The 738-nt window shown below is 67.1% G+C and carries 1 pseudogene; it reads left to right on the forward strand.

Annotation, left to right across the window (positions count from 1 at the left end):
• Window positions 1-738: pseudogene (locus LQ232_RS23485) on the forward strand (heme utilization protein); the annotation flags it as partial.

Below are 738 nucleotides of genomic sequence, written 5' to 3' on the forward strand. Positions count from 1 at the left end.
TCCACCCAGGTGGCTTCGCTGACCACGGCCCAGGCCGCGGCCATCGAGACCTCTGACATCAGCGCCCTGACCACCGCCAACGTGCGGGCCCTGACCACCACTGACCTGGCCGCCCTGACAACCGCTCAGATCGCCGCGCTGACCACCACCCAGGTCTCTGCCCTGACCACTGGCCAGATCGCTGCCCTGACGACCGCTCAAGTCGCTGCCATCGAAACCACCGACATCACGGCCTTGACCACCGCTCAGGTGGCTGCTTTGACGACCGCTGGGGTTGCTGCCCTGACCACGGCGCAAGTCGCCGTGATCGAAACAGCGGACATCAAGGCCTTGACCACCGCCGGTGTCGCTGCCCTGACCACTGCCCAGATCGTGGCCCTGGATTCCACCCAGATCGCTGCCCTGACCTCCACCCAGGTGGCTTCGCTGACCACGGCCCAGGCCGCGGCCATCGAGACCTCCGACATCAGCGCCCTGACCACCGCCAACGTGCGGGCCCTGACCACCACTGACTTGGCCGCTCTGACCACGGCCCAGATCGCTGCCCTGACCACCACCCAAGTCTCTGCCCTGACCACTGGCCAGATCGCTGCCCTGACGACCGCCCAAGTCGCTGCCATCGAAACCACCGACATCAAGGCCCTGACCACCGCCCAGGTGGCTGCCCTGACGACCGCTGGGATTGCTGCCCTGACCACGGCGCAAGTCGCCGTGATCGAAACGGCCGACATCAAGGCC

This window comes from Aquabacterium sp. CECT 9606 (assembly GCF_918741295.1).
Classification (GTDB): domain Bacteria; phylum Pseudomonadota; class Gammaproteobacteria; order Burkholderiales; family Burkholderiaceae_C; genus Aquabacterium.